Origin of the sequence: Lachnoanaerobaculum orale (assembly GCF_003862485.1) — a bacterium.
In the GTDB taxonomy this organism is placed as follows: Bacteria; Bacillota; Clostridia; order Lachnospirales; family Lachnospiraceae; genus Lachnoanaerobaculum; species Lachnoanaerobaculum orale.
Genome location: NZ_RRCM01000001.1, coordinates 1,512,993 through 1,535,746, shown reverse-complemented (window position 1 = coordinate 1,535,746; position 22,754 = coordinate 1,512,993). Strand labels below are relative to the sequence as shown.

Below are 22,754 nucleotides of genomic sequence, written 5' to 3'. Positions count from 1 at the left end.
TATCCGGCTTTGATTTTAAAAGATTGGAGATAGATTATTTATGAAAAAAGCTTCAGGCAAGGTAACCATAAAGGATATATCAAATGAACTTGGTATATCGGCTGTTTCGGTTCACAGAGCACTTAGAGGAAAAGAAGGGATAAGTAGTGAACTTCGCTCCAAGATTTTGGAAACGGCAAAAGAAATGGGGTATGTGGAAAATTATGCCGCCGCCTCCATTAAGAGAAAAACCAGTAAAGTTGCGGTAGTGCTGCCAAAGGACAAATGGGAGAAAAAAATTTACTTTGATTATTTATGGCTCGGTATTAATAAAGGTGCACAGGAGCTTAAAGGGCTAAATATAGAAATAAGTCCTTTTGTATGCGATAACGAAGAAGAGCAACTTGCGCAGTTAAAAGAGATTGCCGATAAGGGGCCCGGTGAATATGGCGGTGTTATAACAATTTCTTTTACAAGAGCATCAGAAGTGCTTATGCAGTTTCAGAGAATGTTGGCAAAGGATATGAGGGTGCTGGTTATAGACGATCACATCGAAATTCCTGAAGGCCTCATAAGCATTCCACCTAGGGAAATACAGGTGGGTAAAGTGGCGGCTGAGCTTGCAGCACTTATTACTCAAGGTAAAGGAAGAATACTTGTTTCATGTGGACGCAAAGATTCAAAGATACATGAGGGGCGTTTGGAAAGCTTTTGTAATTATATAAAAGAAAACAAACCGGAGTTGATAATAGAACTTGTGACAGGATATACAAGGAATATGGATCATAGAGGAGAACTCTATAAAAATGCATGTGAGGCGCTTGATAAGTACAGTGATATATGTCTTATATATGCACTTACCTCTCATGATAACAGAGCATTTGTTGAAGCACTTGAAAAACATGGTAATAATAAAAAAGTTGCCATAATAGGAACAGATTTAAATGAAGAAACCTTGGAATTTTTAAAAAAGAAGAGAATGTCGGCGGTTATAGACCAAAATCCTTATGATAAAGGATATATGGCTTTTAAGATCATGGTGGACTGCTTAATAAAAAACATATCTGTACCTGATGTTATACCATGCAGAATTGATATCGCTCTTGAAAATAATGCGGATCTCTATGCGGATTGATTGTTTTAGAACTATATTTGCTGTTTTCCGAAGCGGAATGCAGTTTAATAAAATATGTAAAATTTATATGTGAATATTCATATTCAAGGAGGATTATATGAAGAGAAAGTTTTTACAAAAAGTTGGAGTTGCAGTGATTTCCGGTGCAATGATTATGTCGATACTGGCAGGTTGTGGTAACAATTCGGCCAAGGAAAGTACTACAGCCGCTCAAGCATCAAGCGAGGGTACAAGCGGGGAATCAAAGGATGATACAGCTAAAGGTCCTGATTACAGCGGAGTGAAGCTCGTATATTGGTCAAACTGGGAAGCTACAGAGCCACAGGGAATTGTTATTGCCGAAGCCATAAAAGCTTATGAAAAAGAAACCGGTGTAGAAATTGAAGTAGAGTTTAAGGGACGTAAAGGAATTAAAGAAGGTTTGATTCCGGCACTTGATGCAAAACAGCAGGTTGACTTCTTTGACGGACAGGGAAACAAGAGCAATTACGGTGATCGTATTATAAGTCTTGAGGATTTGGTTAAAGAAAGTGATTATGAGTCTCGCTCAAATCCTACAATGATGAATCTTTTCAGAAGCTATAATGAAGGTGTACTTAAGGAGATTCCATATCAGTTTAAGGCAAATGCTTATCTTTACAATAAAAAGCTTTTCAAAGAAGCAGGTATTGATAAGGTACCTGCAAACTGGGATGAATTCCTTGCTGTATGTCAAAAGCTTAAAGATGCGGGAATAACTCCGATTACCACTGATGATGCATATGTACCACAGGCTTTCGGTATGCATCTTGGAAGACTTGTAGGAAGTCAAGGTTTAAAGGAAACTATTAACAATAATGAATGGGACAGACCTGAAGTTTTACAAACAGCTAATGATTTGGCTGAGCTTGCATCAAAGGGATATTTCTCAGAGCTTGTGGCTTCAAACGTATTCCCTACAGGACAGAATACAGAATTTGCTACAGGTAAGGTTGCAATGTATGCTGTAGGAACATATGTTGTTAACGAAGTTAAAAATATTACAGGACCCGATTTTGAATGGGGATTTTTCGGATATCCTGAAGTTAATAACGGAATTAACGGCACAGAAGCTATGATGATTGGTGGACAGAGCTTTGCTATTACTTCAGTATGTAAGAATAAAGAAGCTGCATTCGGATTTATTGAGAAGATGACAAGAGGTGAATATGATGAGAAGCTTGCCAAGGAGAGTATAAGTCTTCCTGCAGATTCACAGAATCCTTCATGGCCTGAGCAGTTGGCTGATGTAAAGCCATACTTTGATAACTGCACAGAGATCATGGGTGGTGCGGAAAGCAATCCGGAGATCACACCGGCATTAAAGGAGAATTTAATTAAGCTTTACTCAGGTAAGATTACAGGTGCTGAATTTGTTGAAAATATGAAAAAGGCAGCAGGAAAATAAAGTCTAAATGAACAAAAGAGGGCAGGCGGGTAACGAGGTCGTTATTTGACCTGCCTTTTTTAACCGGTGAAATTGCTGCCTTTAAGATAATAATCTAAAAGTCGGGCTCTTGCCTGTTTCAGAAGGGAAAATATTTATGAAACGCAATAAAAGTATGATTTGGGCATTTACTATTCCCGGAACAATATTGTTTCTTGGAGTATTTATTTACCCTATAATAAGAACCGTAATTATGAGTTTTTTTAAGATAGTGGAAATTACGGATCCGATAAACAAATGGGAATTTAGAGGCTTAGGAAATTACGTAGATTTGTTTAATGCCCCGTTGTTTATACAGTCGCTTATTAATATAGCAAAGATATGGACAATCGGAGGGATAGTTACACTTTCAATCTCTTTACTTATAGCTATTATTTTGACAAGCGGAATAAGAGGAAAGGGATTTTTTCAGGCGGCAATATATTTGCCGAATGTAATCAGTGCGGTAGCTATGGCTACAATGTGGATTCAATATGCATTTAACTCCTCCTATGGATTTTTTACAACTTTCTTTAGAATGATCGGTTTGGAGAGTTTGGCGAAAATACAGTGGCTGGATGCGGAGCACAAATTCTATGCACTTTTATTTTCTTACTGCTTCGGAATGATAGGACATCATATGCTTATATGGATCAGCGGTATTGAAAGAATAAGTAAGGAATACTATGAAGCATCAGGAATAGACGGTGCAAATAAGGTCCAACAGTTTTTTCATATAACATTGCCTCTTTTAAGAGGAATTTTAAGAACAAATATTATTATGTGGTCAATAAGTATTGCAGGATTCTTTATATGGTCACAGCTTTTCTCACCTTTAACTGCAGATACATCAACAGTAGTTCCCATGGTATATATGTATACCAAAGTATTCGGAGCTGAAACTGCCGATATGATTTCTCGTGATGCGGGTGCAGGTGCGGCAATAGGTATAATTCTTTGCGCTTTGGTAATAATTATATTTAGAGTTGCCAATAGGGTTCTTAAAGATGATGATTTGGAATTTTAAGAAAGGTTAGATTATGAAAATGCTGAAAAACAAAGAAAAATCCGCACCTTTTAATTTATCAAAAGAGATTAAATTGTTACCCGGATATATAATACTGATACTTTGGGTTGCTTTCACTGCGGTGCTTTTAGGCTGGGTAGTGGCTGCAAGTTTGTCTACTACCGCAGATATATTTTCAGGGGATATTTTAGGATTTAAAACAGGACTTCATTTTGAGAATTATGCTAAAGCATGGGTATCATCAAATGTTTCCGTGTTTTTTGTAAACTCACTTATTTATGCGGTTTTATCCTGTGTATTTATTATTCTTGTATGTGCCCCATATGCTTATGTTTTACAAAGATTTGAATTCAAAGGAAGAAAATTTCTTACCTCCGCACTGGCAGGAACTATGGGTGTTCCTCTTATAATGGTAATAATACCATTGTATACATTGGTGGCAGGAGCCGGATTACTTGGTAATGCTTTTTCAAACAGAATTGTACTTATAGTTTTGTTTGTAGCTATAAAAGTACCTTATACAACTACCTTCCTTATGGCATACTTTGCTAATATTTCAAGTGCCTATGAAGAGGCGGCGGCTATAGACGGATGTCATCCGATAAAGGCTTTTTGGATGATTGTATTTCCACTGGCTCAAGGAGGAGTTGTAACGGTAACAATTTTTAATTTCATAGCAATATGGAATGAATATTTCCTTTCACTTTTATTTGTAAATTCAGAGAAACTAAGACCTGTAGCGCTTGGATTATTCTCAATGATAAACGGAATGAAATACAGTGGTGACTGGTCAGGTCTATTTGCTTCTGTAATAATTGTATTTATTCCGACATTTATACTTTATATTGGACTTTCAAAGAAGATAATCGGTGGAATAACCGGAGGTGTAAAGGGATAGGAAGGAAGCACAATATGAATTTATTGTTTGTTTTTGCAGATCAATGGAGAGCCGGAGCTATGGGATATGCAAAGGAAGATCCGGTTAAAACTCCGAATATGGATAAGTTTTGCAAAGAATCAACCTATTGCGATCATACTTTCAGTACTTTTCCGGTTTGCTCTCCTCACAGAGCCAGCCTTATGACCGGAAAATACCCACTGTCATCCGGATTTTTTACAAACTGTAAGAAGGGATTATCTTTAAGATTAAAAGATGAAGAGATTTGTGTAGGTCAGGTGCTGAAAGAAAACGGTTATGAAACCGCATATATAGGCAAATGGCATTTAGATGAACCTGAACAAAATATTTGTGAATTTCCAAAGTCAGGTGCAAGAGATTGGGATGCATATACTCCGCCGGGAGTAAGAAGGCATGGGTTTGACTATTGGTACTCATACGGTACTTACGATATGCATTTATCACCACATTATTGGCATGACAGTGATGAGATGATTAAAGTAAACAAATGGTCACCTGAGCATGAAACTGATAAGGCAATAGAATATCTGTCTAAAATACGGGACAAATCAAAGCCTTTTGGCATGTATATATCTTGGAATCCGCCACATAGCGTATACAGTGAAGTGCCGGATGAATATTTAAAACTGTATGATAATGTGGAGTTAAAGGAAAATGTTATCTTTGAAAATATTCATCATCATACCGGGGAAAATGCCGCAATGAGTGAGGAAGAACTAAGGCTTACCACAAAGCAGTATTATGCGGCTATAAGCGGTCTTGACAAGCAGTTTGGAAGGTTGACTGACTACCTGAAAGAAAATAATCTGTACGAAGATACTCTTGTTATCTTGTCGGCGGATCATGGAGATATGATGGGATCGCATGGGCTGATGGGCAAGCATGTTTGGTATGAGGAGTCAATAAAAATTCCTTTTGTAGTACATTTACCGGGAAACAAGAATAAAAGATGTTCCACCTGTATGGGAAGTCAGGATATGATGCCTACAGTTTTGGGACTTTTGGGTTGCGCTATACCTGATACAGTTGAAGGAGAGGACTGCTCCAAATTTATTAAAGGTGATGAGGATGAGGATAGAGTAAGCTTTATTATGGCATGCCCGGGTAGAGCCGATTTTGTGGAAAAATTCAAAAAAGTGGGTAAGAACCCTGCCGAGTATGGGTGGCGTGGGATTAGAACAAGAAAATACACCTATGTTATAGAGCTGGGTTATGATGTTATTTGTAATCCTAAAAGATATCTTTATGATATACAAAATGATCCGCAGCAAAAAAATACTCTTGATTTAGATAATGAAGAGAATAAACAGCTTGCTAAAACGATGGAAGAAGAAGTTATTAAATGGATGAAGCATCAAAATGACGGTTTTTATAAGAACTGGAACAGTAAACTATGAATAATTTAGATTTGTTGTGGGATGATTTTAAAGAACATTTTTCATTCAAAAAAGACGAATATATAAAAATTGCGGACTTTTGTAATAAAAACTGCAAAGAGATGAGGGATATTATTCTTCAAACCGCAGATGAGCTGACAGAGAATACATTTCTTTTCAGATTACCCTGGGATATGGAAGCCACAAATGAACCGGTAAATTTTGCTGAGAAAATAAAGTGGAATTACTCCTTTAATGAAGATGAAGAATTTATTTTTCAATTAAACAGACACAGGTACTTTATATGTTTGGGACAGGCATTTTGGATTAAACAAGATGATATATATGTAATAACTTTTCTAAATCAGATGCTTGATTGGATAAATGAAAATATTGATATTGAAAATACCGACTCAAAAGTTTGGAGAACACTTGAGACAGGTCTTCGTGCAGACTACTGGGTAAGGGCAATGTCCTTTTTCACATCTCATCCTCTTGTTACGGATGAAATAAAAGAAAAGTTTTTCTTGGCATTATCCGTACATGCAAATCATTTGGCAACAAATCCTAAAGAGGGCTTTTCCATAAAAAGTAACTGGGGTGTTATGGAGTATGCAGGTTTATATGTACTTTCACAGGTACTCAAAAACGATGAATATAAAAAGAAAGCAATTTATTTTCTAAAGATGGCTCTTCATACACAGATACATGATGACGGTATGCAATGGGAAGCATCTCCAATGTATCATAATGAAGTCTTGGATGCATATTTTGAAGTTTTAAGAGTGGCTAAGCTTTATAATGATGAGGTTTTTTCGGAAGATGAAAAAAATATTATAAAAAATATGGCATTTGCTACTTTATATCATACTTATCCAAATCATCATCAAATTTTGACAGGAGATTCGGATGATACCGATGTAAGAGATCTGTTAAGTAGGGCGGCATTATTGTTTAAAGACAGTTTGCTTAAATTTGCAGGCTATAAGGAGCTTGACTTTGAAAGTGCATGGCTTTTTGGAACTGAGGGAATAGTATTCTATGAAAAATTAGAAAGTAAAAGACTCTCCGGAGGCCTTGTAGCATGCCATGAAAGTGGTGAAGCTATATGGAGAGACTCCTATAATGAGAGTTCAGACTTTATTTATTTTAGAAACACAAGCCTTGGTGGAGGACATGGACATCAGGACAAACTTCATATGGAACTTTGGTTTGAAGGTGAGGAAATACTTAGGGACAGTGGACGTTTTACATATAAAGATGTAGAGGAAAGATACAGACTTAAAGGTAGTCAGGCCCACAATGTGCCAATTATAAATAACAGTGAATATGCGGAATGCAAGGATTCATGGATTTATAAAAGTTTACCTCCTTCCATGGGAAATACTTTTGTTTTCAAGAAAAACCGGCTGTTATTTGAAGGATTTCACTGTGGATATATGAACATTGGAGTGCTGCTTAGAAGGCGTGTTGTAGCACCGACATCCGATATCATTATTATAAGTGATGAAATTATAGGAAATAAGAAAAATTACTTATTACAGCATTTTGCCTTCGGAAAGAATATAAGTCTAAAAAAGGAAAATAACGTGATAACAGGGCAAGGGGAAAGATGTGAGTTTAGTGTAATGTGCTTTGATGAAAAAGGTGAATTATTACCTGAAATTACAAATTCTTTGCTTTCAAGACATTATAATCAAATAGAAGAAACGTTTGCTATTAAAGTAAATACAACAGGTTCATACTTTTTAACCACAGTGATTGTAAAAAATAGAGAAAATAAAAAGATAGAGATCGTAAAAGAAGATGTATACAATTTTGCTTATGATGTTATGCTTTCAAAGGATACAGCTCAAGGATATGTAATTACAAGAAACAAGGAGAAATACAGTGTGGTTCTCATTAAAAATGATGTTGGAAATCATAGTGACTTAAACGGTATAAGAGGAGTATATGGACTCGGACAAACTATGGTTGCCGAATTACATAAAAATCCTGAATATATGACAGTACTTAAATGGTAGTATTAAAAGGAGATTAGTTAAGTGGATAAATGGATTGATATTGATTTATTGGAAAAATACCCGGAAGCCACAGACAGTATGATTAGTGAGGCTCTTGATATGTGCATGGAACAGGTAAAGAATAATTTACCTGCATTTGAAGAGCATTTTCCGGCTGCAAACAGTGAGGGAAATTTTTATACACCGGGTATTAATACCGACTGGACAAGCGGTTTTTGGACAGGAGAAGTGTGGCTTTCCTATGAAAATGCAAAGAATGAGAAGGACAAAGAATTATTTGAAACAGCAGGAAAAAAACAGGTGGATTCTTTTTTAGAGAGAATAAATATAAGACATTATATAGATCACCATGATATGGGATTTCTTTACATACCTTCCTGTGTGGCAGCTTACAGCCTGATTTCTTATGAAAATGCAAAGGAGGCGGCAATAAAGGCGGCAGATCAGCTTTGCAGCAGATATCGTCCTGAAGGTAAGTATATACAGGCATGGGGAGAAATGTGGGCAAGAGATAATGCCAGACTTATAATAGACTGTATGTTGAATGTGCCGCTACTCTACCGGGCAAGTGAATTGACAAAGGATGAGCATTATGCCGAGATTGCCAAAAACCATATAATTACTACAATGAAGTATATAATAAGAGATGATGATTCTACCTGGCATACGATATTCTTTGATCCTGATACCGGAGAATTTTCTCACGGCGCAACCTGCCAAGGATATAAGGATGCCAGCGCATGGGCAAGAGGACAGGCATGGGGAATTTACGGAACTGCCATTGCCTATAAGAATACAGGAGATAAGGAATATATAAAATATTTTGAGAGAGTATCAAAGTATTTTTTAAAGCATCTGCCTAAAGATCTTTGTCCATATTGGGATCTAAGTTTTGGTGACGGAGATGAAAATGAACAGCCAAGAGACTCATCATCAGCTGCAATAGCTGTATGCGGATTTTTGGAAATGAGTAAATATCTGGATGAAGAAAGCAGAGCCTACTATACTTCGGTTGCAAAGAAAATCATGTATTCTCTTATAAAGAATTATCAGGTTAAAGATAAGAGTATATCAAACGGTCAGCTTTTACATGGAACATATGCAAAGAAAACACCTTATAATACCTGTAAAAACAGCGGAGTAGACGAGTGTGTGATTTGGGGAGATTATTTCTTTATGGAGGCTCTTACAAGACTTTCAAGACCTGATTGGAAAATGTATTGGTAATAACATTGACTTTTGTACTTTAATAGCTTCCTGTATAATTCAAAGTGTAGAAAGTAAATGATTTTACAAAAATAGATACCTAAGTTAAACTGTCATTGCTGACCGGCCAGTTAGCAAATGAGCAGAATAAGGAAGGTATCTACAAATGAATTCTACACAAAATAAGAAGATTGAACAAGTAAAAGAAACAACAATGATTGTCGGCATTGATGTTGGAAGTGAAAAGCATTATTTCAGAGCTTTTAACTGGAGAGGCATAGAACTTACCAGAAAGCCTGTAGCGTTTTCAAACTCTATGGAGGGATTCAACAGCTTTTACAATTCGGTTGTGGAACTGATGCAGAAAAATGAACTTAAAGAGGCACTGGTAGGAATAGAGCCAACCGGTCACTACTGGTTTGATCTTGGGCAGTTCATGGGTGAAAAGAACATAAAGTTTGTGATGGTAAATCCGCACCATGTGCATAAGACCAAAGAATTAGATGACAATAGTCCGTCTAAAAATGACAGAAAAGATCCACGTGTTATTGCAGGGCTTGTAAGGGATGGACGATATTTTTATTCATATATGCCGACAGGTGTATATGCAGAACTGCGGAATGCGTCAAACCGCCGGTTTGTGCTTGTAGAAGAACAGACAAGGGCGAAGAACCGTCTGCAGAAGTGGGTTGCAGTGTATTTCCCGGAATATAAGGGGATTTATACACACATAGATGCCAAGGGAGGGCTGCTGGTGTTAAAACAGGCACCAACTCCTGAGGAGATAGTAAGACTAGGAGTGGAAGGTATCATAAAGATATGGAAAGACGCTAAACTCCGAGGAAATGGGCATAAGAAGGCTATGCTGATTCTGAATGCAGCCATGAAAAGCATAGGATTAAAAGCAGGTCTTACAGAAGCTCGGATGGAGATACAGGATCTGATAGAGGATTATGAACTCCAGACAAAACGCCTTGAACGGGTCAATGACCTGATCAAAGAACTGTGCCAACAGGTCAGGTATGCGGATAAGCTGCTTGAAATAAAAGGTATAGGAATAACAACCGTAGCTGGTTTCATAGCAGAAGTTGGTGATATCACGCGCTTTGATAGCACGAAAGAACTTCAGAAACTTGCAGGATTGGAACTGGTGGCAGATAGTTCCGGTAAGCACGACGGAAAAACAAAGATAAGCAAAAGAGGACGCAAGCGTCTCAGATATCTACTTTTTGAGGCAGCGATATCGGTGGTGGGAAAGAATGAAGAATTCAAAGAAATCCACAGATATTATACCACCAGGGAAAAGAATCCATTGAAAAAGATGCAGTCGCTGATAGCAGTAGCATGTAAGCTGATAAGAGTATTCCATGTGATCCTTACCAAGGGAATCAGTTATGATGCATCAAAGATGTTGAAAGATATTCGACGTCCGGGAGAGCAGTTAAAGGCTGCATAACCGAGCAATAAAGAACAACCATAATGATTATAGGAAGCGTCCACCGAAAGGTGCTGTAATCGTAGTGTTTGGATCAGTGATGAAAGTACAAAGAATGAGCTGGTAGCCGGCAGGAATTTTCTCCAAAGGGCATGACCCTGATGAATAGCTAAGCTGGCACCCTGGTTATGGACAGGCAGAACGAAGGAAGTGAGGACCCACCGTAAGGAGGATAATCCTGTTGGACATGAGAGGTGAGCTGCCATATAGGGATGGGTACACATCGAGGCCATTTAGAACGAATAGTGATGACGTTTTATTTGGTGCACCCATTATTACTATATATCTGCCCTGTATGAGGTAAAGATCACTCCATAACCTTAGTTCTATTCAATGACAGGTATCAAAAAGTATTGAATTTATTAAAAAAACACTTGATTATATGGAGAGGGGTGAAAAAAGTTTCGAGGAGTACATAAATATTATGGTGATACATTAAGAAACGACGAGGCAAGAAAACAGTCAAATCTTTCGCCTGCTCAAATTTGTAAAGTATTCTCATATGTAAATGAATTCATTGAACTACTAAGAACTGCAAATGGGTACTGTGAAAAGAATGTAAGATTTGAACCTTTTGTATTAGATAATACAATCCATACAATTATAGATAATGGAAATTTGACTATGGGACTAAAATGGAATGCTCCTATATATGATTGTAGAAAACAGAAATATGTGAAATGGGATTACAAGTAATGATATTATAAAAAAAAGTTTAATCTTAGCAATCCATCTGATATAGTCTGGATAAAATTTACTACAAAGGGGCATGTAGGTGTGGTTGCTAAAAGTTTTGATATTAATTTTGATAGAAAGACAAGAGAAGGACGGCCAATAAGTTCTACTGTATTAGTTGAAGAGGTAGGTGAGGCATGGGATAAATCTTTTGTAATGATATTTCCTATGACTTCTGAAATTCTTAGTAATCGTTCAGTTGGGGAGTTAGAGTTGGGAATCGGAAATTATTTGATAGATAAAAAAGTACCAATTATAGATTTTTATTCACACAATAATTAAAAACACTCCAGTCAATAGATTGAGTTGTTTCCGGTGGTGAGGAGCCTTTTTTACGGGTTAAAATAGGTTGAAATCAACCTATTTATAAGATATAATAAAATCATCAAATAGACAGGAGGTTCTATAAATGAATGTAAATACTGAAAATCTGGTTTCTATCACGGAAGCAAATCAGAACTTTTCCCGTATAGCTCGTATGGTCGATGAGAAAGGTTCAGTAGTTATTCTTAAAAACAATTCTCCACGGTACCTTTTGATTGAGTTTAATCAGGCACAGAGAGAACAGTCTGCATCTGATGAAGATATTCTTGCGCTGTCAAAGCGTCTCATTGAAAAGAACCGCGAGGCGTATGAGGTGCTTGCCAAATGATTATTCTCTCCAAGGAACAGGTCATTCTTCTACATGCTCAGCTGATAGCAGAAACAGGAGGTGCTGAAGGAGTCCGAGACGAGGGACTACTTGAATCTGCTCTCTATGCACCGTTCCAGTCATTTGGTGACAGAGATGTATATCCGTCCATTCAGCAAAAGGCTGCACGTCTTGGCATAGGACTTACAAAGAATCATGCCTTTGTTGATGGAAATAAGCGTATTGGGGCACATGCCATGCTTGTCTTTCTTGCGCTTAACAAGATCGAACTCAGCTATACACAGCATGATTTGTCAGATACATTTTTGAAAATTGCTGCGGGAGGCCTTTCTTTTGGTGATCTGTTGAAATGGATACTTGATCATCAGGTCTGATTACAGCATCAGGCTTTCAATTATGGAACCCAATGATTTCACCGGTATTGGTATATATTGTATTAGTTTCTAAACTACTATTAATTGCTATTTCTATATCATCCACTAATCTAAGTGCTGCCTCCGGATTGTTCAGGCGATTGGAGATGTAGTCTGTAATCTCTATCAGGTCAGCTTCAAAGAGCGGAAGAAATGACAGCTTATACTTTCTCATGCTCATTTATCCTACTCCTTACCCTTCCAAATACCTGAGAAGAAGAATAACGGACGTCGGATTTCTCTGCGGTCTCATCTGCTTCATCCAGTTTATGCTCGATGTTTTCTGTGAGTGCAGAGTATTGTTCAACACTCATGATAACCATCGTTCCATAACAGTTTTTAGTAAGGAAAACAGGTGAATTGGAATTAACAACAGTCTCTTCAATCTCCAAAAATTTATTTATGAGATCAGATACAGGGCGAATATTAATTATAATGCCACCTCCTCATTATATCTTTTGACCCCATCTATAGCGTAAGCCAGAGGGTCAGCGGTAGTTTTTAGAAGTTCGGAAGGTTTTCCTATGCGAACCACATTTTTAGTAGTAGTCTTTTTTCCGTTTCGGATTCATCTTTGTTTATTGATAATTCCAGTTTATAAGCAGATATATAAGTGATGAACCGAACATATCAGTCATTGCATGCATCAAAAAGAATGGTAAAAGATTCTTTATTACTTTCTTGTACATAAAATAGTAGAAGAGTCCATATACAACACCTATTACTAATGACCAAAGAAGACCTTGATAAGTGTGGAATGATACTCTGACTAAAGTTGAAAAAGCCAGAGCGTACCATTTATGCTCATCCTTTACAGAAGTCAAAAGACCCAGAAAGAAAAATTCTTCATAAAATCCGTTTAAAAAAGCATATCCTATTGCAAACGGTGAAAGTGCCAGAAATTTATTTAATGCTTCTATAGGATTTATGTATTTAAACAATGAAGGATCAAAATAGTTGTATTCTCCACTCACTGTACTAACAAGGTCACCAAAGAGTCCAATAATTGAAAAAAGAACAGGTACCCAAATAATCACAGACCAATGTAATCTTATTTTCAACTGTTTAAAATCAAAGTTTCTGATAAGTAAATATAGTAATGCAATAATTAAAAGAATCGACTGCAATGTAAAATTTCCGGTATAGGCCGCACCGTCTGAGGTAATATCCATAGATTCCGCTGAATCCTGTATGGCTTGTGGGTCAGACTGAAGTAAGCCGATAAAAAGTTGGGTTGAAGTTACTATAAAAATACCGAACATAATACAGGTAACAATAAGGATATCAAACCATCTCAAATACTTAAGCTTTTCTTTCGGTCTGATTTTTTCTAAAAAATTCATTTTTATATCTCTCTTTCTTCTATATAATATATTTCTAAAGCAAGAATATTTGCTTGAACATTTGGTGCCAAAAATAATATATACTATATATGTGAAAAATCAATGTATAAAATAAATGAAATTTTTGAATACAATATAAAAAAGAGGAGGATGATAATACATGAAATTAAAAATACTTAGAGATATCTTTCTTATGTTTATGGCATGTGCATTTCTCGGATAGATTTATGAAGTACCGGTAGGACTTTTGGAAACACATGTCGGATATGTAAATAGTGGTTTTTTATTCAGTCCATATTTGCCGATTTATGGTTTTGGAGGAATTATATTAATAGCACTTTTGACGTCGATAAGAAATATGGTCAAGTGTTAATGGGAAAAGATATTTATTTATTGCTGCACTTTTGATTCATTTTGTGGCGGATACTTTAATAGTTATATTAAACGGATTTCATGTACCTTTGATATTTGTAGAACTTATCTTTGGTGTGGTTTCAATAATAGTTGCGTTATTTTCACGAAAGATATATGTAGAAGAAAGTTAAGATGTGTTTTTAAAAATGCTATGATATAATTATAAAGTTAAAATAAATAATAGCGATCGAAAGGAGAATGACTATGAGGAATACAATGAATAATACAATAAGTGGAACTATAAACTACAGAGGCATAGTTGTTCGCTGTCTATTATTCTAAAACTTTTTTATTAGAGAATGAACGATAAAGCCTTTGAAACAGAAGAAAACAGAGGTTTTTATTTTGATACAATTAAATGGAAAATACGCACAGGCGTATATTATGTGTGATGAAACTATGGAAAAGTCCATGGTGGAAGAAGTGGCAAAGTCTCAGGTGAAAATGATTTGTGATAATGAAGTATCACAGGGAGCAAAGATTAGGGTAATGCCTGATGTTCACCCGGGAAAGGTAGGTCCTATAGGTCTTACAATGACTGTGGGAAAAAAGATTTTACCATCTTTAGTGGGAATAGATATCGGTTGCGGTATGCTTGCGGTAAAACTTGGTAAAATAAGAAATGATTTTATGAAGCTGGATACCGTAATCAGAGATAATGTTCCGGTAGGATTTGCTTTAAGAAAAGATGTACATGCATATGCATACAGAATTGAATTAAATAATCTTAAATGCTTTTCACATATAAGATCTGAAAAAGCGTTGCTCAGTCTTTGTACTTTAGGTGGTGGAAATCATTTTATTGAGCTGGATGTAGCAAAGAACGGAGAAGTTTATCTTATAGTACATACGGGAAGCAGACATCTTGGAAAAGAAGTGGCTGAGTACTATATGAAAGCCGGACAGGATGAGCTGAAAGGAAAAGGTATAAATGATATTCCCTTTGAAATGACCTACCTTAGCGGATATTTGATGGAAGATTATCTGCATGATCTAAAAATAGTTGAAGAGTATGCAATATTAAACAGAAAAATAATTGCTGCTGAGATTATAAAAAAGATGAAGTGGAAGGTAATTGAGGAAATTTCATGTTCTCATAATTATGTGGATTTTTCAGGAAATCAGTCTATATTAAGAAAGGGTGCCATTTCAGCGAAGTTGGATGAAAAGGTAATAATTCCCATAAATATGAAGGAAGGTGTTTTACTTGGAAGAGGACTTGGAAACGAAGAATGGAATAATTCGGCACCGCATGGAAGCGGAAGAGTACTTTCAAGAGGAGAAGTAAATTCTTCACATACGGTTTCCGAGTTCAAAAAAGAAATGAAGGGTATCTATACAAGCTGTATAAGTAAGGATACTTTGGATGAAGCACCTTTTGCATATAGAGGAATAGACTATATAAAAGAAGTCATAAAAGATACCGTAGAGGTGGAAAATGTTCTTACTCCTATATTTAATTATAAGGGAGGGGACAGAAAATGATTTTACAAATAAGTGCAGGTATGGGTCCGGTGGAATGTCAGAGGGCTGTATTTGGTATATGTAAAGCTTTAATGAGGGAATTTCAGTCTTTAGAGATTTTAAGTTATGTAGAGGGTGAGAGAAAAGAAACTTTTTACTCAGTGATGCTCTCATCTGATGAAGATTTATCATATCTTGAAGGTACCATGCTTTGGATCTGTAAAAGTCGCTATAGGCCTGAGCATAAAAGAAAGAATTGGTTTGTGGATATTAGTATTATTCCGGAAACAGTTAATGTAGATGATAACTTCTCTGAAGCGGATATTATAGTGGAGAAATTTCATGCAAGTGGACCGGGAGGTCAAAATGTAAACAAGGTGGAAACCGGAGTGAGGGTTATTCATATTCCTACAGGAATAAGGATAAGTTCAACAAGGGAAAGAAGTCAGCTTATGAATAAGAAGGATGCCCTTAGAAAACTTGCCATTGTTTTAAAAAACAAGAATACTTCCCAAATTGAACAAAGTAAGAACAATGCATGGAGTAAACATACCGAGATAGTTAGAGGAAATCCGATAAGAGTATATGAGGGTGAAAGATTTAGGCTAAAAAAATAAACTTGAGGTGACATTATGAATGAAGAAGAATACTCCTATGTCAAGATTTAGTACAAATTAAAATGAGAGGTTCTACCGGCTAAGATGCCGGTAGAACAAGTGCCTTATTGTAAGATTTGCGTATGCCCATCCTGATAAGTTGTGTTGATGTAATTTTGGGATAAGAGAATATCAATATCTATATAAACAAAATAACAATACTGCTGTAATTTTATTTTTCAACATTGAATTGACAAATGAAGAAATGGTGAATATGACTGTACTTGACAAAAACAAGAGATTTACTGCATACTGAAAAATCATCAGCTTAGGAGACCAACTTATGTGCCATACTTAATATTATAAATGCAGGTGATCATGTTATAGATTCCTCAGACATCTATGGAGGAATATATAATCTTATAACAAACATAATGAAAAGCAAGGAAAACGGATATTGGAAGGTGATTTAATGTTAAAAAAATATTGGCCGATTATAATGATGCCGGTGATATTTGAAACGGTAGCAGTTGTGCTGTGGCTGACGAAGGATAATATATTCTACCTTTTCAACTTCAGCTATATTGGAATCTCTATATCATTTGGTGTATTTTTGTTTATTAGAAAGTATAAGCACGCCCGTCGGATCGTCCAGCTACTGGTAGGTTTGTATATGCTCTTTTATCTGGGACTGATTCGCAATGAAAATATGCAGATAGAAGGGTTCTGGTATTATCTTTTCACAGGCGTTTTTGAAGCGGCAACGATACATTATGCGGTAGCAAAAATATTCGGTCCGTTGCTGTTCGGAAGAGGATGGTGCGGATATGCCTGTTGGACGGCGATGGTGCTTGACTTTCTTCCCTACAAGGTGCCTAAACAGCCGAGAAGGAAAATAGGATGGATTCGCTACATCACTTTTGTATCGTCTCTGATGTTTGTTGCAGCAATGTTTCTGGCGAAGGTCGGAAACCTTGGACGAATTATGTTTTGGGCGTTTATTGTTGGAAATTTGGCTTATTATGGGATAGGTATAGCTTTAGCGTTTTATTTTAAGGATAATAGGGCATTTTGTAAATATATCTGCCCGATTACAATATTCCTGAAACCGATGAGCTATTTTTCGCTGTTACGGATAAGGTGTGATAAGGACAGGTGTATTGACTGCGGTAAATGCAAGAGAATCTGTCCGATGAATGTTGATGTTACCGATAATTCACGGAAGAGAGCAAACGGCACAGAATGTATTCTGTGTATGGAATGTGTCAAGAATTGCCCGAAGGATGCACTTTAAAAAAAAACCGGAAAGTTTATAACTTTTATATCCACGGTCAGACAAGTACTTAATAAAAATTCGGTAGTAGATATACTCAGCTTTAATACAAAAGTAATTTATAGCAGTACAGGTATTAAAGTCGGATTTTATAAAGTATGGAATTATAAAAAAATCTAAAACAGTAAAAAAGCATCTCGTAACGAGGTGTTTTTTGCATTTTAAATAGATATTATAAGGGTTTTGGAATATAATGGGCTATAGCAAGTAAAAAACAGGTTATGTGAATACATATGATGAGAGAGAGGTGAAGCTTTGGAATATATTGATTTTGTGGTTGAAACGCTCGGCAGTTTTGACGATTATACATTTGAAATGCTGAAAAAAGCTTTAGTAGGGGAATATTTGTCATTTTCTGTTATTAAAGAGGATAAGGTTTCAAAAGAAGTACTTTCAGAAAAGGTTTGTGATTACTTTGAGAAGGTTACAATAAAAACAGGGAAGAGTTTTGACAAGCTTATTGAGGCGTATACAAAAGGTATAGCCTATGTTGTCGGTAATAATATTGCAAAAGTTCCTAAAGCTAAAAAAAACAGTCAGGTAAAAGAAGATACGCCGCGAGCCGCAAAGTATTATGAGAAGGCTTTGACAATAAAAAATTCAAGAAATCTTTCAACAAGAAATTTGATTGATTACTCCAGAATTATCTTTTGCCTGTATATGGAGATAATAAAAAATAATTATTCGGTAATCGATAACTTTGATTTTTCGTCTAATGTATTAAAACCGGATGCTGTTATCAACGGTATGAAAATGAAGGAAGATTTTTTGATAGTAAAGAAAAAATACTTTAATATAAAAGAACTTTATAGCATTGATACATGTACATTTGTCATTGCTGTTATTCTTCTTTATACAATAATAAATGAAAGAATATAGGGGGTATCAATGGGTGAAGTGATAAATATAAATACAATAGAACAGCTGATGCAATTTTTGAATGAAAACGGATTTATGGAAGTTGCCATAAGAAATAAAAACAAAACGTTTGCAAAGATTCAGAAGGTTTGTGTGGACGGTTTGATGCAGAATGAACTGCAAAATAAGGAAACCCTTGAAAACATACTTAATGCAATCAATAAAAGTAATGCCGTCAATGAAAAGAATTTAAAACTTATGGCAAATGTTGCAAATTTACAAAAAATAGGTTTACTTTTGAACGGACTAAATTTATGTGCTTCATGTGCAGGTTTTGCAATTATATATGCAAAGCTTGAAAAGATGAGTGCCAAAATCGGGCAGCAGATTGATAAAGTCAAGAATCTGATAAAACAGAGACAAGATGTACAAATAGACTATGAGTTTAATAAAGTTTTGGCGGATCATACAGATATGCTTGATTGCAGACGAAAGCGACAGCCTTATTCGGAAGAAAGAATGCGTGACCTGGTAGATAGGGAATATAATGTACTATCATTGTTGATTAACGTATTCCAAAAAGATATTTCAGCAAACAATGAAGCAACTGTTTTCTCTGTTTTTGCATTACTTTCGATGTTCACGGTTTCATTAAAGTATTTTGATGAAATATATTATGTAAATAACCACGAAGTTCTTGGAGAAAATGAGTTGTGGCATACATCACATGATAAATGGTTGGGTATTTATGAGACATTATTATCACAGCAATTTATCGAAAAATTGCAGGATTATGCAGCCTTTGAGACGAATATGAATACATTGGAAATTGATGCCTATTGTAAAAATCTGACGGATTATGTCATTGATCGTAAGGAAGTCATTGAAGACAATCAAACATTGATAGCAGCATTAGGTGATGTATCATTATTGGAAAAATTTAATGAAATGATAAATAAAGAAGTGAAAGATATGATTTCAGAGGCTTATGTGGAAACCTATGGTACAAGTTCCACAGAAGAATTAAATAAAGTGCTTGAGACGGAATTTGAAAAGATTTGTGTCTGACTTAACAATAAAAACATTTTGATTAAATGATATATTTGATATTATTGTAATAATAAAGTATACTCATTTTCGTATAGAGTAAGGGATGCATACCTGCATAAAATCATTGCGAAATATATGTATAAAAAGGAGAAATACTAATGTCAAAATACAATATAAATACAATCTGTGTACAGGGCGGTTATGAGCCTAAAAACGGTGAGCCCAGAGTGCTTCCGATAGTGCAATCTACAACCTTTAAATATGAGTCTTCACAGCAGATGGGAGATTTGTTTGACTTAAAGGAAAGCGGATATTTTTATTCAAGACTTGCAAACCCTACAAATGATGCCGTAGCAAGAAAGATTTGTCAACTTGAGGGTGGTGTAGCGGCTATACTTACATCATCAGGACAAGCGGCAAACTTTTATGCGATACTTAATATAGCAGGTGCAGGAGATCATGTCATAGCCTCTTCAGCTATCTATGGAGGAACATATAATCTTATAGCCAACACAATGAAAAATATGGGTATAGAGTCTACATTTGTGGATCCTGATATTTCAGCGGAGGAACTTGCTACTAAATTTAAACCGAATACAAAGCTTGTATTTGGCGAGACTATAGCAAATCCGGCACTTAGAATTTTGGATATTGAAAAGTTTGCAAAAGCTGCACATGAGCATGGTGTACCGCTTATAGTTGATAATACATTCCCTACACCGATTTTTTGCAGACCTTTTGAATGGGGAGTTGATATCGTAACACATTCAACATCAAAGTATATGAACGGTACTGCCAATGCACTTGGCGGTGTTGTGGTAGACTCGGGAAACTTTGATTGGACTAAGTATAAAGATAAATATAAAGGGCTTACAACTCCTGATGAAACTTACCACGGAATAGTGTATACAGAAAGTTTCGGCAAGGGGGCATACATTACAAAGATGACAACAAATCTTATGCGTGACCTCGGAGCGATTCCTTCACCTCAAAATTCATTCTATCTTGGAGTTGGACTTGAAACATTGCATTTAAGAATGCCAAGACATTTTGAGAATGCACTTGCTATTGCAAAGCATCTTGAAAAACATCCTAAGATATCATGGGTATCATTCTCAGGACTTGAAAATGACAGTCAGCATGAGCTGGCTAAAAAATATCTTCCAAACGGCTCATGTGGTGTTATATCATTCGGAATCGCAGGAGGCAGAGAAGCGGCAGTTAAGTTTATGGACTCTTTGGAGCTTATTGCAATCGTTACTCATGTGGCAGATGCAAGAACCTGTGTACTTCATCCTGCATCCACCACACACAGACAGATGAATGATGATGAACTTAAAGCGGCAGGAGTATCACCTGACCTTATCAGAATGTCTGTCGGAATAGAAGATGTCCGTGACTTAATAGCTGATATAGAGCAGGCATTGGAGAAGTAAATTCAGGTGATTAAAGTCGGTCAAGAAATATTCTGTGTAAGTAATTTTAGGGACTATATGATTTGCAATTCGATTGAGAAAATTACATAAAAGTATAACAACTTTTTGCAAAAGAATTTATTTAAAATGTATTATATTGACATGGTTGATTGCATATGCTAACATTGAGATATCAACAGTAAGTCCTATTTTAGTGCCGTTTTCTAGGTAAGCGTCATGTGTTGGCGTCGCTATTAGGCTATTGATTATTTATAAGACTTAAGATCAGCTAAATGAGCTGGTCTTTTTATTTTATAATAGCGGAGTATCAATAAAAATTTATAAAAGTTTTTAAGGAAAGGAACAATATGACTACAAAAGAAAATTTAAAAAAATATCATGACTGGATTTTTAAATGTTCAGCATACCAAATGGCGTTAAATATTATTGGAATTGACAAGCAGACAGTAGCACCAAGTGCGGGAGCATCTTACAGAGATGAGAGGTCGGCATATTTGGCAGGAGAACTGTTCAGCCTTGAGACGGATCCCGAGACGGTAAAGCTTTTAAAGGAATTAAAGGACGACACTGAAGTAGATGCTGAAGATAGGCGTGCAATAGAACTTTATTATAAAAGAGCTATGGACACACTTTGTATACCGAAAGATGAGTATGTGGCATTTAAGAAGCTTTGTGACGAGTCATTTGATGCGTGGATACTTGCAAAGTCAAAGGCCGACTATTCGATATTTGAGCCTTATCTAAAGAAAGTGATAGAAAGTCAAAAGAAACTTTACGGCTACAGAAACAGTGATAAGAGTATTTATAATCAGATGCTTGACGACTATGAGCCGGGAATGGATGTGGAAAAATATGATGTTTTCTTTGAAGCACTCAAAGAAAGACTGGTTCCTCTTATAAAGAAGGTGACAGCTGCAAAGCAGATAAATGAAGATTTCCTGCATCAGAGCTTTCCGGTTGAAGAGCAAAAGAAATTTATGGATGAGCTTCTTAAGTACTTACATTTTGATCCTTCATGGGGATATCAAAATGAGTCCGAGCATCCTTTCACATCATGGACTTGTGAGAACGACTGCCGTACAACTACAAAATATATAGAGGACAATGTAGCATCTGCAATACTTTCAACAGTACATGAGGTGGGACATGCCTACTATGAGCACAATATAAATCCTAAATATGACGGAATGATTTTATCTGAAGGTGTATCTTCAGGAATGCATGAGTCACAGTCAAGACTGTGTGAGAACTATCTCGGAAAGACATTAGCTTTTTGGAAGTATCATTATCCGAAATTGCAGAAAGTTTTCCCGATGCAGCTTGAAAAAGTAAGCCTTGAGGATTTTTATAAGGCAATCAATGCTTCAAAGCCTTCATTTGTACGTACGGAGGCTGATGAGCTTACATATCCGCTTCATGTACTTATCAGATATGAGATAGAAAAGGGATTGTTTGACGGAAGTATTTCCACAGAAGGACTTGATAAGACATGGAATGCAAAGTATAAGGAGTACCTCGGAATAGATGTGCCTAATGACAAGCTGGGTATTTTACAGGATGTGCACTGGTCTGACGGAAGCTTCGGATACTTCCCGACATATGCACTTGGTACAGCCTTTGCGGCACAGTATGTTCACGCTATGAAAAAGGATTTGGATGTGGACAGTCTGCTTGAAAATAATAAATTTGATGAAGTAATGAATTGGTTAAAGGAAAATATCCATACCTACGGTTTCCGTTATGAGGCACCAAAGCTTATGAAGATGGTAACAGGAGAAGAATTTAATGTAAATTACTTCCTTGATTATATAGAAGATAAATATACAAAATTATATCAGCTATAATTTTTTACAGG

At 36.1% G+C, this 22,754-nt stretch carries 23 protein-coding genes; 20 read left to right on the top strand and 3 right to left on the bottom strand.

The window, feature by feature from the left end:
• Positions 1 to 40: 40 nt before the first annotated feature.
• From EHW90_RS07280 to EHW90_RS07230, 11 genes are all read left to right on the top strand, one after another.
• Entirely contained in the window at positions 41 to 1,114 is a 1,074-nt protein-coding gene (locus tag EHW90_RS07280; protein ID WP_124952189.1) for a LacI family DNA-binding transcriptional regulator, read from the top strand.
• Between the two features lie 97 nt (positions 1,115 to 1,211).
• A complete protein-coding gene (locus EHW90_RS07275; protein ID WP_124952188.1) occupies positions 1,212 to 2,540 on the top strand; it encodes an ABC transporter substrate-binding protein in 1,329 nt (442 codons plus the stop codon).
• A gap of 136 nt (positions 2,541 to 2,676) precedes the next feature.
• Positions 2,677 to 3,585 carry a carbohydrate ABC transporter permease gene (locus EHW90_RS07270; protein WP_009662680.1) on the top strand — a complete coding sequence of 303 codons (909 nt, stop codon included), beginning with the start codon at positions 2,677 to 2,679 and terminating at the stop codon, positions 3,583 to 3,585.
• Between the two features lie 13 nt (positions 3,586 to 3,598).
• Entirely contained in the window at positions 3,599 to 4,483 is an 885-nt protein-coding gene (locus EHW90_RS07265; protein ID WP_009662473.1) for a carbohydrate ABC transporter permease, read from the top strand.
• A 14-nt stretch (positions 4,484 to 4,497) separates the two neighbouring features.
• The gene (locus tag EHW90_RS07260; RefSeq protein ID WP_124952187.1) at positions 4,498 to 5,901 is read left to right on the top strand and encodes a sulfatase family protein; all 1,404 of its coding nucleotides are present in this window, start codon (positions 4,498 to 4,500) and stop codon (positions 5,899 to 5,901) included.
• Positions 5,898 to 7,904, top strand: a complete 2,007-nt coding sequence (locus EHW90_RS07255) for a heparinase II/III family protein (protein WP_124952186.1) — start codon at positions 5,898 to 5,900, stop codon at positions 7,902 to 7,904. Before EHW90_RS07260 ends, EHW90_RS07255 begins: the two co-directional genes overlap by 4 nt.
• 21 nt (positions 7,905 to 7,925) lie before the next feature.
• Complete coding sequence (locus EHW90_RS07250; protein WP_124952185.1) at positions 7,926 to 9,131, top strand: glycoside hydrolase family 88 protein; 1,206 nt, start codon at positions 7,926 to 7,928, stop codon at positions 9,129 to 9,131.
• Between the two features lie 145 nt (positions 9,132 to 9,276).
• A complete protein-coding gene (locus EHW90_RS07245; RefSeq protein ID WP_124952184.1) occupies positions 9,277 to 10,566 on the top strand; it encodes an IS110 family RNA-guided transposase in 1,290 nt (429 codons plus the stop codon).
• A gap of 816 nt (positions 10,567 to 11,382) precedes the next feature.
• The gene (locus EHW90_RS07240) at positions 11,383 to 11,622 is read left to right on the top strand and encodes a hypothetical protein (RefSeq protein WP_124952183.1); all 240 of its coding nucleotides are present in this window, start codon (positions 11,383 to 11,385) and stop codon (positions 11,620 to 11,622) included.
• Between the two features lie 127 nt (positions 11,623 to 11,749).
• Entirely contained in the window at positions 11,750 to 11,992 is a 243-nt protein-coding gene (locus EHW90_RS07235; RefSeq protein ID WP_060932080.1) for a type II toxin-antitoxin system Phd/YefM family antitoxin, read from the top strand.
• A complete protein-coding gene (locus EHW90_RS07230) occupies positions 11,989 to 12,366 on the top strand; it encodes a type II toxin-antitoxin system death-on-curing family toxin (protein ID WP_060932081.1) in 378 nt (125 codons plus the stop codon). The genes EHW90_RS07235 and EHW90_RS07230 overlap by 4 nt, the downstream gene beginning before the upstream one ends.
• 16 nt (positions 12,367 to 12,382) lie before the next feature.
• Here EHW90_RS07230 and EHW90_RS07225 read toward each other — a convergent pair whose 3' ends face one another.
• The 3 genes from EHW90_RS07225 to EHW90_RS07215 form a co-directional block, all read right to left on the bottom strand.
• On the bottom strand, positions 12,383 to 12,580 hold the full coding sequence (locus EHW90_RS07225; protein WP_009445328.1) for a type II toxin-antitoxin system RelE/ParE family toxin: 198 nt from the start codon (positions 12,578 to 12,580) through the stop codon (positions 12,383 to 12,385).
• Complete coding sequence (locus EHW90_RS07220; RefSeq protein ID WP_083820685.1) at positions 12,567 to 12,839, bottom strand: type II toxin-antitoxin system Phd/YefM family antitoxin; 273 nt, start codon at positions 12,837 to 12,839, stop codon at positions 12,567 to 12,569. The genes EHW90_RS07225 and EHW90_RS07220 overlap by 14 nt, the downstream gene beginning before the upstream one ends.
• Before the next feature lie 144 nt (positions 12,840 to 12,983).
• Positions 12,984 to 13,748, bottom strand: a complete 765-nt coding sequence (locus tag EHW90_RS07215) for a CPBP family intramembrane glutamic endopeptidase (RefSeq protein WP_009445330.1) — start codon at positions 13,746 to 13,748, stop codon at positions 12,984 to 12,986.
• A 223-nt stretch (positions 13,749 to 13,971) separates the two neighbouring features.
• Between EHW90_RS07215 and EHW90_RS13810 the strand changes: the two genes are divergently transcribed.
• The 9 genes from EHW90_RS13810 (at position 13,972) to EHW90_RS07165 (ending at position 22,743) form a co-directional block, all read left to right on the top strand.
• Positions 13,972 to 14,121, top strand: coding sequence for a putative ABC transporter permease (locus tag EHW90_RS13810; protein ID WP_408610031.1), 150 nt, complete (start codon positions 13,972 to 13,974; stop codon positions 14,119 to 14,121).
• 43 nt (positions 14,122 to 14,164) lie between these two features.
• On the top strand, positions 14,165 to 14,293 hold the full coding sequence (locus EHW90_RS13630; protein WP_009445331.1) for a hypothetical protein: 129 nt from the start codon (positions 14,165 to 14,167) through the stop codon (positions 14,291 to 14,293).
• A gap of 253 nt (positions 14,294 to 14,546) precedes the next feature.
• Positions 14,547 to 15,647 carry an RtcB family protein gene (locus EHW90_RS07200; protein WP_207667046.1) on the top strand — a complete coding sequence of 367 codons (1,101 nt, stop codon included), beginning with the start codon at positions 14,547 to 14,549 and terminating at the stop codon, positions 15,645 to 15,647.
• On the top strand, positions 15,644 to 16,243 hold the full coding sequence (prfH, locus tag EHW90_RS07195) for a peptide chain release factor H (protein ID WP_124952181.1): 600 nt from the start codon (positions 15,644 to 15,646) through the stop codon (positions 16,241 to 16,243). Before EHW90_RS07200 ends, prfH begins: the two co-directional genes overlap by 4 nt.
• A 451-nt stretch (positions 16,244 to 16,694) precedes the next feature.
• Positions 16,695 to 17,516 (top strand): 4Fe-4S binding protein, encoded by an 822-nt coding sequence (locus EHW90_RS07185; protein WP_124952180.1) that lies wholly within the window; start codon positions 16,695 to 16,697, stop codon positions 17,514 to 17,516.
• A gap of 294 nt (positions 17,517 to 17,810) precedes the next feature.
• Positions 17,811 to 18,434, top strand: coding sequence for a hypothetical protein (locus EHW90_RS07180; RefSeq protein ID WP_243113936.1), 624 nt, complete (start codon positions 17,811 to 17,813; stop codon positions 18,432 to 18,434).
• A 9-nt stretch (positions 18,435 to 18,443) separates the two neighbouring features.
• Positions 18,444 to 19,481, top strand: coding sequence for a hypothetical protein (locus EHW90_RS07175; RefSeq protein WP_124952179.1), 1,038 nt, complete (start codon positions 18,444 to 18,446; stop codon positions 19,479 to 19,481).
• A 140-nt stretch (positions 19,482 to 19,621) separates the two neighbouring features.
• Positions 19,622 to 20,899 carry an O-acetylhomoserine aminocarboxypropyltransferase/cysteine synthase family protein gene (locus EHW90_RS07170; protein ID WP_124952178.1) on the top strand — a complete coding sequence of 426 codons (1,278 nt, stop codon included), beginning with the start codon at positions 19,622 to 19,624 and terminating at the stop codon, positions 20,897 to 20,899.
• A 347-nt stretch (positions 20,900 to 21,246) separates the two neighbouring features.
• The gene (locus EHW90_RS07165; protein ID WP_124952177.1) at positions 21,247 to 22,743 is read left to right on the top strand and encodes a carboxypeptidase M32; all 1,497 of its coding nucleotides are present in this window, start codon (positions 21,247 to 21,249) and stop codon (positions 22,741 to 22,743) included.
• Positions 22,744 to 22,754 lie beyond the last annotated feature (11 nt).

What these genes read in the sequence shown, in the direction of transcription:
- prfH (WP_124952181.1), top strand. Translation starts at nt 15,644, where the DNA reads ATGATTTTACAAATAAGTGCAGGTATGGGTCCGGTGGAATGTCAGAGG.
- EHW90_RS07165 (WP_124952177.1), top strand. Translation starts at nt 21,247, where the DNA reads ATGACTACAAAAGAAAATTTAAAAAAATATCATGACTGGATTTTTAAA.
- EHW90_RS07245 (WP_124952184.1), top strand. Translation starts at nt 9,277, where the DNA reads ATGAATTCTACACAAAATAAGAAGATTGAACAAGTAAAAGAAACAACA.
- EHW90_RS07270 (WP_009662680.1), top strand. Translation starts at nt 2,677, where the DNA reads ATGAAACGCAATAAAAGTATGATTTGGGCATTTACTATTCCCGGAACA.
- EHW90_RS07260 (WP_124952187.1), top strand. Translation starts at nt 4,498, where the DNA reads ATGAATTTATTGTTTGTTTTTGCAGATCAATGGAGAGCCGGAGCTATG.
- EHW90_RS07200 (WP_207667046.1), top strand. Translation starts at nt 14,547, where the DNA reads ATGTGTGATGAAACTATGGAAAAGTCCATGGTGGAAGAAGTGGCAAAG.
- EHW90_RS07275 (WP_124952188.1), top strand. Translation starts at nt 1,212, where the DNA reads ATGAAGAGAAAGTTTTTACAAAAAGTTGGAGTTGCAGTGATTTCCGGT.
- EHW90_RS07255 (WP_124952186.1), top strand. Translation starts at nt 5,898, where the DNA reads ATGAATAATTTAGATTTGTTGTGGGATGATTTTAAAGAACATTTTTCA.
- EHW90_RS07230 (WP_060932081.1), top strand. Translation starts at nt 11,989, where the DNA reads ATGATTATTCTCTCCAAGGAACAGGTCATTCTTCTACATGCTCAGCTG.
- EHW90_RS07235 (WP_060932080.1), top strand. Translation starts at nt 11,750, where the DNA reads ATGAATGTAAATACTGAAAATCTGGTTTCTATCACGGAAGCAAATCAG.
- EHW90_RS07265 (WP_009662473.1), top strand. Translation starts at nt 3,599, where the DNA reads ATGAAAATGCTGAAAAACAAAGAAAAATCCGCACCTTTTAATTTATCA.
- EHW90_RS07280 (WP_124952189.1), top strand. Translation starts at nt 41, where the DNA reads ATGAAAAAAGCTTCAGGCAAGGTAACCATAAAGGATATATCAAATGAA.
- EHW90_RS07225 (WP_009445328.1), bottom strand. Translation starts at nt 12,580, where the DNA reads ATGAGAAAGTATAAGCTGTCATTTCTTCCGCTCTTTGAAGCTGACCTG.
- EHW90_RS07185 (WP_124952180.1), top strand. Translation starts at nt 16,695, where the DNA reads ATGTTAAAAAAATATTGGCCGATTATAATGATGCCGGTGATATTTGAA.
- EHW90_RS07215 (WP_009445330.1), bottom strand. Translation starts at nt 13,748, where the DNA reads ATGAATTTTTTAGAAAAAATCAGACCGAAAGAAAAGCTTAAGTATTTG.
- EHW90_RS07170 (WP_124952178.1), top strand. Translation starts at nt 19,622, where the DNA reads ATGTCAAAATACAATATAAATACAATCTGTGTACAGGGCGGTTATGAG.
- EHW90_RS07175 (WP_124952179.1), top strand. Translation starts at nt 18,444, where the DNA reads ATGGGTGAAGTGATAAATATAAATACAATAGAACAGCTGATGCAATTT.